The organism is Asanoa sp. NPDC050611 (assembly GCF_040654855.1).
In the GTDB taxonomy this organism is placed as follows: domain Bacteria; phylum Actinomycetota; class Actinomycetes; order Mycobacteriales; family Micromonosporaceae; genus Asanoa.
On record NZ_JBFAIU010000278.1, the window covers coordinates 1 to 10,411 of the forward strand.

Sequence of the window (10,411 nt, forward strand, 5' to 3'; positions counted from 1 at the left end):
GAATCAGCGACGGAACGGGGGCCGGCGCAGAAGCGCGCCGTCCCCCGTACCGCCGAATGCCGTTATCGGCTCTGGATGATCTCGCGCATCAGGCGTGCGGTCTCGCTCGGCGTCTTGCCGACGCGGACACCGGCCGCCTCCAGCGCCACCTTCTTCGCGTCGGCCGTGCCGGCCGAACCCGAGATGATCGCGCCGGCGTGACCCATGGTCTTGCCGGGCGGTGCGGTGAAGCCCGCGATGTAGGCGACGACCGGCTTGGTCACGTGCTCCTTGATGAACGCCGCCGCGCGCTCCTCGGCGTCGCCGCCGATCTCGCCGATCATGACGATCGCGTCGGTCTCGGGGTCGTCCTGGAACGCGGCCAGCGCGTCGATGTGGGTCGTGCCGATCACCGGGTCACCGCCGATGCCGACGCTGGTCGAGAAGCCGATGTCGCGCAGCTCGTACATCAGCTGGTAGGTCAGCGTGCCGCTCTTGCTGACCAGGCCGATGCGACCGGCCGGGGTGATGTCGGCGGGGATGATGCCCGCGTTGGACGCACCCGGCGACGCGATGCCCGGGCAGTTCGGCCCGATGATCCGCGTCTGCTGCCCCTTCTCGACGTTGTAGGCCCAGAACGCGGCGGTGTCGTGCACCGGCACGCCCTCGGTGATCACCACGGCCAGCGGGATCGCGGCGTCGATCGCCTCGACCACGGCCGCCTTGGTGAACTGCGGCGGCACGAAGATGACCGACACGTCGGCGCCGGTCTCCTTCATCGCGTCCGCGACGGACGCGAACACCGGCAGCGCGGTGCCGTCGAAGTCGACGGTCTGGCCCGCCTTGCGCGGGTTGACGCCGCCGACCACGTGGGTGCCGGCCGCCAGCATCCGGCGGGTGTGCTTGGAACCCTCGGAGCCCGTCATCCCCTGCACGATGACCTTCGAGTCCTTGGTCAGCCAGATTGCCATCGTCAGACCCCCGCAGCCGCGAGCTCGGCGGCACGCTGCGCCGCACCGTCCATCGTGTCCACCCGCTCGACGAGGGGGTTCGCCGCGCCGTCGAGAATCGCCCGACCGGCCTCGGCGTTGTTGCCGTCCAGCCGGACGACCAGCGGCTTGGTGACCGCCTCGCCGCGCTGCTCGAGCAGCGCCAGCGCCTGGATGATGCCGTTGGCGACCTCGTCGCAGGCGGTGATGCCGCCGAAGACGTTGACGAACACGCTCTTCACGCTCGGGTCGGACAGCACGATCTCGAGGCCGTTGGCCATCACGGCCGCGCTCGCGCCGCCGCCGATGTCGAGGAAGTTGGCCGGCTTGACCCCGCCGTGCGCCTCGCCCGCGTACGCGACGACGTCGAGCGTCGACATGACCAGGCCCGCGCCGTTGCCGATGATCCCGACCTCGCCGTCGAGCTTGACGTAGTTGAGGTCCTTCTCCTTGGCCGCCCGCTCCAGCGGGTCGACCGCGCTCTGGTCGACCAGCGCCTCGTGGTCGGGGTGCCGGAAGCCGGCGTTCTCGTCGAGCGTCACCTTGGCGTCGAGGCAGAGCACCCGGCCGCCGGCCACCTTCGCGAGGGGGTTGACCTCGACCAGCGTGGCGTCCTCGGCGACGAACGCCCGCCACAGCTTGATCGCGATCTCGATGATCTCGTCGGCCACCTCGGCGGGGAACTGCGCCTTGGCGACGATCTCCTTCGCGGTCGCGACGTCGACGCCCTTGTTGGCGTCGATGGCGACCTTGGCGACCTTGTCGGGCGTCTCCGCGGCGACCTGCTCGATGTCCATGCCGCCGGCCACGCTCGCGATGCACAGGAACGTGCGGTTGGCGCGGTCCAGCAGGTAGGAGAAGTAGTACTCCTCGGCGATGTCGGCCGTCTCGGCCAGCATCACCTTGTGGACCGTGTGGCCCTTGATGTCCATGCCGAGGATGTCGGTGGCCCGGGCATGCGTCTCCTCCGGCCCGTCAGCCAGCTTCACGCCGCCGGCCTTGCCGCGGCCACCGACCTTGACCTGGGCCTTCACGACCACGCGGCCACCGAGGCGTTCGGCGATCGCGCGGGCCTCCTCCGGGGTCTCGGCGACACCACCGGCGAGCACGGGGAGCCCGTGTCGCTCGAAGAGATCGCGCCCCTGGTACTCGTACAGGTCCACGTTTACGCGTCCCGTCCTCATCTGGCCGGCGCACCCTTGCGCCGCGCCCATTCTGGTGTTTGAGGGGAGCCTATCCACGCCCGCCGCGTCGGCAACCCGGCCGGGTCGCCGGTGTGCGGCACTCCACAGGGTCCGGCTTCCCGGAAATTTCTGAGATGGCGCGTAACCGCCGGATAAGGGCGTCGTTGATGTGAGTGTCGGCACGCAAGCGACAAAGCCGACGAAGACGGCCGATGCCCTGTCGGTCGAGGGGTGGCGGCGGGGCATCGTGCATAGAGAGGCCGGGCGTGTGAGGGGTGCGTCCGGCCTCTCCCTTTTTGCTGCCTATTCAGCCAACCGGTTGCGCGACGTTTTCGCGGACCCAGTCGACGATGGTCTGGGTTGGTGCGCCCGGCGTGAAGATCTTCGCCACGCCCATTCGCTGCAATTCGGGAATGTCCGCTTCGGGAATGATGCCCCCGCCGAACACGACGATGTCACCGGCGCCGCGGGATTCGAGCAGTTCGAGAACGCGCTTGAACAGCGTCATGTGCGCGCCCGACAGGACGGACAGGCCGACCGCGTCGGCGTCCTCCTGGATCGCGGTCTCGACGATCTGCTCCGGCGTCTGGTGCAGACCTGTGTAGACGACCTCCATGCCGGCGTCGCGCAACGCGCGCGCGACAATCTTGGCGCCCCGGTCGTGCCCGTCCAGGCCCGGCTTGGCCACCACAACCCGCACACGTGCACTCATGAGTCAGTCCTCCACAGGGCTACGTTGCCTGAACGAACGGTAACCCGGTCGAGCCCCTAGGGGCGACACCGGGTCCGGCGCGCCACATGACAATAAGTAACGCTCGATGTGACGGAGAGCTATTAACGAGGCTCCCCACAAAAGGTTACGAAATCAGGCAATCCACTGCGGACGGTCGGACTTATTGTCCGCGAAACGCTCGTCCAACTTGAGAGTCGCTTAAGGGTTGGCTACCGTGTCCCACGGCTGCCAATCCGTTCCCCCCGGAATGGCACTGCGGATCACCGGCGTTCACCCCCCGTGAGCAAACGCCGCGGCCGCCCCATTGTTCCGACAACGGAGGGTGTGCGTGCGCCAGCGCTTGTCGTCTGAGAAGGACCGCTATCGCGGCCGGCGACGCGTCCCTACCCCGCCTCGCAGCCGCTACGCGATCGTCGTCACCGGTGCTTTCGTCGGCGCCGGCGTGGTCGCCCTCGGCGCCAGCGCGATGCCGGACGCCAAGGCCGTCGACCCCCAGGTCCTCGACGCCCTGCACGGCACCGCGGTCGACAACGCGCTCCAGGAGCGCGGCCAGAGCGCCGAGAAGGCCTCCCGGTCCGACGACCGGTCCGCGGACAAGTTGGCGACCTCGCTCGCCGACTCCTCGGACGTCTGGCAGCTCCCGCTCACCGGCTACACCTTCACGAACCCCTACGGCATGCAGGGCAAGCAGCTGCACGCCGGGATCGACCTGGTCGCACCCGAGGGCACCCCGTTCGCCGCGATGCACGCCGGCGTCGTCAAGGAAGCCGGCTGGATCGGTGGATACGGGATGGCCGTGATCATCGACCACGGCGACGGCACCGAGGTCATCTACGGCCACGCCCGGCAGGTCTTCGTGCAGAAGGGCCAGGAGGTCAAGGCCGGCGACATGATCGGTCTGGTCGGCAGCACCGGCCACGCCTACGGGTCGCAGCTCTGCATCGAAACGCAGGTGGACGGCGAGTCCACCGACCCGATCCCGTTCCTCAAGGAGCGGGAAGTGGACATCCAGCTACAGGTCGCCTCAATCTACGGCTGAGTAGCAAGCCCTGCACGCAGGGTATTGTCCGTCGAACCGCCCGTCGCGATCGCGATGGGCGGTTTTTTGCTGCCCGCCGACCGGCAAAGTTTCCTACGCCACAGTGACCGATGTGACCGCCGCCACTCGCGCGGGCGGCCGGCGTACCGGGGTGTAGCGGTCCAGATCGGGACATAGCCGCCCTCACTCAGCGTGGTCATCGACACGGCATACGCCTAGCCGTCGCCGCGTTGATTACCGCTCGTACAACCATTTGCCGGTCCGTGCCGCACAACCACGGAGGTTCACCCTCGTGCATCCGAACTACCCGTACGACCAACAGCCGGAGCAGGAGTTTCACGCTCAGAACGGCGAGATCGAGCCGACGCCGCAGGCGCCGCTCGGCTTCCGCGACCGCGTGCGCTCGTCGCTCGTCGGCCGTGGTCGCGTGGCCGCGCTGGCCGCTGTCGGCCTGCTCGGCCTCGGCATCGCGGGTGGCGCCGTCGCTACTCTGGGTAACGGTGACTCGACGTCCCCCACCACCATCGCGGTGGCCGACCAGCAGGCCCGCATTGACGCCGCCAGCCGTGCCGACCGCGCTCTGCGCTCCCCGGTCGCCATTCCGACCGTGACCCCCACCATCGCGGCCGCCACCCCCAAGGCCGCGGAGAAGGACAAGGACGACACCAAGTCGACCAAGAAGGCTCCGGCGACCAAGAAGGCCACCCCCAAGGCCTCGACCGCCAAGCCGAAGCCCGCCGGCCCGACCATCTCGAAGGCCGGCTGGACGTCCCCGATGCCGGGCTCCGAGGTCACCTCGTGCTTCGGCATGCGCTGGGGAGTCCCCCACCAGGGCATAGACTTCGCGATGCCCGAGAACACCCCGGAGCGCGCCGCCGCGGCGGGCACCGTGATCGCCGCCGGCTGGGCGTACACCGGCTACGGCATCTCGGTGGTCATCGACCACGGCGACGGCTACTTCACCCACTACGCCCACCAGAACCGCACCGCGGTCGAGGTCGGCCAGACGGTGAAGGCCGGCCAGATCATCGGCTACGAAGGCTCCACCGGCGACTCGACCGGTCCGCACCTGCACTTCGAGGTGCACCAGGGCGCCATGTGGAACCAGATCGACCCCGCGCCGTTCCTGAAGGCGAAGGGCGTGCCGATCAAGGGCTGCTGAGGCTTCCCCCTCCCCCCGGAAACGATGGGCCTGGCTCCTGCGGGAGCCGGGCCCATCGTCGTCTCCGCGCCCCAGGCGGGAGTCGAACCCGCTGGTGGCCGCTTTAGAGGCGGCTGCCCCGCCGTTGGGCTTCTGGGGCCGGCCGGGGTGGGCGTCCCCCAGGACCGCCCACCCCTTGTTGGTTAGGACGCCGTGGCGTCGGCCTTGGTTGCAGCCCGGAGCTCTTCGGCGCTGAGCGACCGGCCGAGCTCGTCCAGCGTCCGCAGGACGAACCGCTGGTTCACGACGCGCTGGTTCAGCAGGGCCAGGGCCTCGGCCTGCCGCCAGACCTTCCGCTGGAGCCAGCGGGTGGCCCTGGGCAGGTCGCCGGCGAGCTGCGCCTTGAGCGCGTCCCGCTCGGCGCGCAGCTCGACGAGCTCCGCCCGCGGGTCGGTGTGCTGGGTCATGTGTTCACCTCCCCTCGTCGTGCGAGGGCGAGTGGGAGGTGTCTGACCAGCCGACCGGCGGCCGGCTCGAGCGCGACGGCGGTGAGGCTGCCGTCGAGGTCCGGCTCGTGGACGGCCACGACGCGGTGATCCCGCGCCGCGGCGTCGGCGTTGAGCCGGATCAGCGAAAGCTCGTCGGTCGCGGCGAGCAGCACGACGGTGTTGGACGTGCGTCGCCAGCGGTCGACGGTCTCGGGATGCGCCGCCGCGAAGTCGAGGGCGGCGTGCGCGAGTTGGGCGGCCTGGTCACCGGGCGGGAGGTCACCCCGGGTGACCAGATAAAGCCGTCGAGGGCCCTAATAGTGCGGCATGTCCTCGATGGTAGGTGGGCGGGTCAAGCCCCTACAGCTTCTCGACGGGTGCGTGCCGCAGCACCAGCCACATCGTCTGGTCGCCGAAGTCGATCTGCGCGCGGGCGCTCGGGCCCTGGCCTTCGACCGCCAGCACGCGACCCAGACCGTATCGCTGGTGGTTGACCCGGTCGCCGACCGCGACCTTGGGCGCGGCCTGCTTCAGCTCGCTCGCGGTCGACAGCTTGCTGCCGTCGATCCCCAACCGGGCCGCCAGGGCCGCGGCCTTGGGCGTGCCCCCGGAGAAGCCGCCACCGCGTGCCGCACCGCCGCCGGCGGACCCGGCGCCGCGGTTGCCCACGCCACCCCCGGTGCCGGACCACGACGTGTAGGCACCCTCCGTCCGCTCCCAGCGGACCAGCTCCTCCGGCAGCTCGGCGACGAACCGCGACGTCGGGTTGTAGGACGGCGCACCCCACGCCGACCGCGTCACCGCCCGGGACAGGTAGAGCCGCTGCCGCGCCCGCGTGATGCCCACGTAGGCCAGCCGGCGCTCCTCCTCCAGCTCGGTGTTGTCACCCAGCGCCCGCATGTGCGGGAACACGCCGTCTTCGAGGCCCGTCAGGAAGACGATCGGGAACTCCAGGCCCTTGGCCGTGTGCAGCGTCATCAGGGTGACCACGCCCTGGTGGTCGGGGTCGTCGGCGGGCACCTGGTCGGCGTCGGCGACCAGGGCCACCTGCTCCAGGAAGCCCGCCAGCGTCGCCCGCTCGTCGTTGCCCTCGACCCGCTCGGTGAACTCGCGGGCCACCGAGACCAGTTCCTGCAGGTTCTCCACGCGGCCGGCGTCCTGCGGGTCGGTGCTCTCCTCCAGCTCGGCGAGGTAACCGGAGCGGGTCAGCGCCGCCTCGAGGACCTCTTCCGGCGGGGACGTCTCCGACAGCTCCCGCAGGCCGTCGAGCAGCGCCACGAAGTCGGCGATGCCGTTGACCGCGCGCGTCGAGATGCCGGGCGCCTCGCTCGCGCGCCGCATCGCCGCGCCGAACGAGATGCGTTCCCGGCTCGACAGGGCCTCCACCGCGCCCTCGGCGCGATCGCCGATGCCGCGGCGCGGGGTGTTCATGACGCGGCGGATGCTGACCGTGTCGTCGTCGTTGACGATCGAGCGCAGGTAGGCGAGCGCGTCGCGGACCTCGCGCCGCTCGTAGAAGCGCACGCCACCGACCACCTTGTAGGGCAGGCCGACGCGGATGAACACCTCCTCGAACACCCGGGACTGCGCATTGGTCCGGTAGAAGACCGCGACGTCGCCGGGGCGCGCGCCGGCGTCGTCGGTGAGCCGGTCGATCTCGCGGGCCACCCAGTCGGCCTCGGCGTGCTCGGTGTCGGCGACGTAGCCCACGATGCTCTCGCCCGCGCCCTGGTCGCTCCACAGGCGCTTGGGCTTGCGGGACGGGTTGCGGCTGATCACCGCGTTGGCCGCGTTGAGGATCGTCTGGGTCGAGCGGTAGTTCTGCTCGAGCAGGATGGTGCGGGCGTCGGTGTAGTCGCGCTCGAACTCGAGGATGTTGCGGATCGTCGCGCCGCGGAAGGCGTAGATGGACTGGTCCGCGTCGCCGACCACGCACAGCTCGGCCGGCTCCAGGCCCTCGGTGCCGGAGACCAGCTCCTTGATGAGCACGTACTGCGCGTGGTTGGTGTCCTGGTATTCGTCGACCAGCACGTGCCGGAAGCGGCGGCGGTAGGTCTCGGCGACGTGCGGGTGCGACTGGAACAGGTGCACGGTCGTCATGATCAGGTCGTCGAAGTCGAGCGCGTGCGCCTCCTTGAGGCGGCGCTGGTAGAGCGTGTAGGCCTCGGCGACGGCACGCTCCATCGGGCCCTTCGCCCGCTCGGCGAAGGTCTCCGGGTCGACGAGCTCGTTCTTGAGGTTCGACACCTGCGCGGCCAGGCCACGGGCGGGATGGCGCTTCGGGTCGAGGTCGAGCTCGCGGGCGACGAGCTGCATCAGCCGGCGCGAGTCGTCGGCGTCGTAGATGGAGAACGTCGACTTGAGACCGGCGTGCTCGTGCTCGGCGCGCAGGATGCGCACGCACGCGGAGTGGAACGTCGACACCCACATCAGCCGCGCCCGCCCACCGACCAGCGCGGCGACCCGCTCCTTCATCTCACCGGCGGCCTTGTTGGTGAACGTGATCGCGATGACCTGGCCCGGGTGCACGTCGCGCGCGGCGAGCAGGTAGGCGATGCGGTGGGTGAGCACCCGGGTCTTGCCCGAGCCCGCGCCGGCCACGATCAGCAGCGGTGAGCCCGCGTGGGTCACCGCGTCGCGCTGCGGGCCGTTGAGGCCGGCGACCAGCGCTTCGGGGTCGAGCTTGGGTCGCCGCGGCCGGCTGTCGTCGGCAGCGAGCACGGCCGGGCCACGGTCGGAGTCTGGGAGTTCGAAGAGAGCACGCATCGCACCGCGAAGTCTATTCCGACCGTCCGACAACTTCCGGCGGCGGCGCTGCGTGCCGACGCCCCCGCGGATCCCTATCCGACACCCTGCCGTCATCGGCCACCCCTGGTGTCTTGTCGCCCGAAAGTGAACGATGACCTCTGTCGCGTCTCCCCGTCCGGGTGACGCCCAGATCGATCACACAGGATGTGACATGCCGATCACGAGTCGACCTAGCCGGTGGCTGCGCTACCTCGCGGCACCGGCCCTCACCCTCGGGGTGATCGTCGCCCTGCCAGCGGCCGGCCCGTCGTCGCCGGCCGCCGCCGCGCCGGCGCTGCAGCCCGTCGCCGTGTCCTTCGGGCACTCGCCGGGCGCCAAGCTGGCCCAGGGCAACCTCCTCGGGTTCAACGACTTCCACGGCTCCATCGACCCGCCCGCCGGGTCCGGTGCCGCCGTCAACGGGGTCCCGGCCGGTGGCTCCGAATACCTGACCACCGCGGTCAAGCGACTGCGCGCCGAGGCCCGCGGCGAGGGCCGCCTCAGCACGACCGTCGGCGCCGGCGACATGGTGGGCGCGTCCCCGCTGGTCAGCGCCGCGTTCCACGACGAGCCGACGATCGAGATGCTCAACGTGATGGGCATGGAGATCACCTCCGTGGGCAACCACGAGTTCGACGAGGGCACCGACGAGCTCAAGCGCCTCCAGTACGGCGGCTGCCACCCCGTCGACGGCTGCCAGGACGGCGACCCCTTCCGCGGCGCCGACTTCACCTACCTCGCCGCCAACGTCGTCACGAAGCGGCTCAACCTGCCGCTGCTGCTGCCGTTCAACATCCGGATCGTGGACGGCGTGCCGGTCGGCTTCGTCGGCATGACGCTCGAGGGCACCCCGGGCATCGTCAACCCGGCCGGCATCCAGGACGTGAACTTCAAGGACGAGATCGAGACCGCCAACAAGTACGCGACGCTGCTGCGCCTGCTCGGCGTCAAGTCGATGGTGCTGCTGCTGCACGAGGGCGGCGGCCAGTCCGGCACCCCGCAGCCGGTGGACGGCTGCAACAACTTCTCCGGGCCGGTCGTCGACATCGTCAAGGGCCTGCGCCCCGAGTACGGCATCGTGGTCTCGGGCCACACCCACCGCTTCTACTCGTGCAAGCTGCCGAACTCGTCGGGGCAGGACGTCGTGGTCACCAGCGCCGGGACCAACGGCCAGCTCGTCACCGACATCGACTACTCGCTCGACAAGAAGACCGGCAAGTTCGCCGAGATCACCGCGCGCAACGTGATCGCCGAGAACGGTGTCCGCAACGCCGACGGCACCTACCAGACCAACGCCGACCGCACCTTCGTCCTCAACCCGGCGCTCGTCGACCCGGCGGCGAAGGAGCTGGCCGACAAGTACCGCACCGCGGTCAGCCCGATCGCCAACCGGGTGGTCGGCGCGATCACCGCCGACATCGTCCGCGACGTGCGGCCCAACCAGGAGAGCCCGCTCGGTGACGTGATCGCCGACGCCCAGCTCGCCTGGACCCAGGGAGCTGGCGCGCAGATCGCCTTCATGAACCCCGGCGGCATCCGGGCGCCGCTCACGTTCGCCAACTCCCCCGGCGACGAAGACCCCGGCCAGGTCACCTACGGCGAGGCGTTCACCGTGCAGCCGTTCAACAACCTGGTCGTCACCCAGACGGTGACCGGGGCGCAGATCAAGAACGTGCTGGAGCAGCAGTTCGTCGGCTTCGGCGGGCAGACCACCCAGCGGGTCCTGCAGGTGTCGGCGGGCTTCACGTACACGTACGACACGACCCTGCCGGCGGGTTCGCGGGTGAGCGCGATGGCGCTGAACGGCACCCCGATCGACCCGGCGGCCAGCTACCGGCTCACCACCAACGACTTCCTCGCCAACGGTGGTGACGGCTTCACCAACCTCACCGCGGGCACCAACCGCACCACGGCGCCCGGCTTCGACGTCGACGCGCTGGTCGGCTACCTCGGCGCCAACGCACCGGTGGCACCGGGCGACCGTCGGGCCAGCGCACCACGGCCACCGTGTGCGAGGTCCCGAAATCGACCCCAAGTGCGGCCCCCGGTGACATGCGCCGAGCCTACCGGT

At 70.2% G+C, this 10,411-nt stretch carries 9 protein-coding genes; 3 read left to right on the forward strand and 6 right to left on the reverse strand.

Annotation, left to right across the window (positions count from 1 at the left end):
- Positions 1 to 62: 62 nt before the first annotated feature.
- The 3 genes from sucD to AB0H87_RS31240 form a co-directional block, all read right to left on the reverse strand.
- A complete protein-coding gene (gene sucD, locus AB0H87_RS31230; RefSeq protein ID WP_360153652.1) occupies positions 63 to 950 on the reverse strand; it encodes a succinate--CoA ligase subunit alpha in 888 nt (295 codons plus the stop codon).
- Between the two features lie 2 nt (positions 951 to 952).
- Positions 953 to 2,131, reverse strand: coding sequence for an ADP-forming succinate--CoA ligase subunit beta (gene sucC, locus AB0H87_RS31235; RefSeq protein WP_360153655.1), 1,179 nt, complete (start codon positions 2,129 to 2,131; stop codon positions 953 to 955).
- A 328-nt stretch (positions 2,132 to 2,459) separates the two neighbouring features.
- The gene (locus AB0H87_RS31240; RefSeq protein ID WP_203700132.1) at positions 2,460 to 2,864 is read right to left on the reverse strand and encodes a cobalamin B12-binding domain-containing protein; all 405 of its coding nucleotides are present in this window, start codon (positions 2,862 to 2,864) and stop codon (positions 2,460 to 2,462) included.
- Positions 2,865 to 3,213: 349 nt separating this feature from the next.
- Between AB0H87_RS31240 and AB0H87_RS31245 the strand changes: the two genes are divergently transcribed.
- Entirely contained in the window at positions 3,214 to 3,924 is a 711-nt protein-coding gene (locus AB0H87_RS31245) for a M23 family metallopeptidase (protein ID WP_360153658.1), read from the forward strand.
- Between the two features lie 292 nt (positions 3,925 to 4,216).
- Entirely contained in the window at positions 4,217 to 5,086 is an 870-nt protein-coding gene (locus AB0H87_RS31250; protein ID WP_360153661.1) for a M23 family metallopeptidase, read from the forward strand.
- A gap of 182 nt (positions 5,087 to 5,268) precedes the next feature.
- Here the strand turns inward: AB0H87_RS31250 and AB0H87_RS31255 are convergent, their stop codons facing one another.
- The 3 genes from AB0H87_RS31255 to pcrA form a co-directional block, all read right to left on the reverse strand.
- The gene (locus AB0H87_RS31255; RefSeq protein WP_360153664.1) at positions 5,269 to 5,532 is read right to left on the reverse strand and encodes a hypothetical protein; all 264 of its coding nucleotides are present in this window, start codon (positions 5,530 to 5,532) and stop codon (positions 5,269 to 5,271) included.
- Positions 5,529 to 5,849, reverse strand: coding sequence for a peptidyl-tRNA hydrolase (locus tag AB0H87_RS31260; RefSeq protein WP_360153673.1), 321 nt, complete (start codon positions 5,847 to 5,849; stop codon positions 5,529 to 5,531). The genes AB0H87_RS31255 and AB0H87_RS31260 overlap by 4 nt, the downstream gene beginning before the upstream one ends.
- Before the next feature lie 64 nt (positions 5,850 to 5,913).
- Positions 5,914 to 8,319 (reverse strand): DNA helicase PcrA, encoded by a 2,406-nt coding sequence (pcrA, locus tag AB0H87_RS31265; protein ID WP_360153667.1) that lies wholly within the window; start codon positions 8,317 to 8,319, stop codon positions 5,914 to 5,916.
- A gap of 193 nt (positions 8,320 to 8,512) precedes the next feature.
- Here pcrA and AB0H87_RS31270 point away from each other — a divergent pair.
- Positions 8,513 to 10,411: bifunctional metallophosphatase/5'-nucleotidase (locus AB0H87_RS31270; RefSeq protein WP_360153670.1), on the forward strand; the 1,899-nt coding region annotated here is incomplete at its 3' end.